This is a genomic window from Moraxella catarrhalis, assembly GCF_001632285.1.
Taxonomy (GTDB): domain Bacteria; phylum Pseudomonadota; class Gammaproteobacteria; order Pseudomonadales; family Moraxellaceae; genus Moraxella; species Moraxella catarrhalis.
This window is the reverse complement of sequence record NZ_LWAH01000009.1, coordinates 1-212: the sequence shown is the minus strand read 5'-3', so window position 1 is coordinate 212 and position 212 is coordinate 1. Positions and strand designations below refer to the sequence as shown.

At 66.0% G+C, this 212-nt stretch carries 1 protein-coding gene; it reads left to right on the top strand.

Annotated elements, in window-relative coordinates:
* On the top strand, positions 1-212 hold a 212-nt coding region (locus A4U55_RS08755; protein ID WP_145913099.1), incomplete at both ends, for an aconitase family protein.

Sequence of the window (212 nt, the reverse complement as noted above, 5' to 3'; positions counted from 1 at the left end):
GGTCGGCTTCAAGCTGACCGGCGCGCTCAAGGAAGGCGTGACCGCCACCGACCTCGTGCTGACCGTCACCCAGATGCTGCGCAAGCTCGGCGTGGTCGGCAAGTTCGTCGAATTCTTCGGCCCCGGCCTCGACCATCTCTCGGTCGCCGACAAGTCGACGATCGCCAACATGGCTCCGGAGTATGGCGCGACCTGCGGCTTCTTCCCGGTCG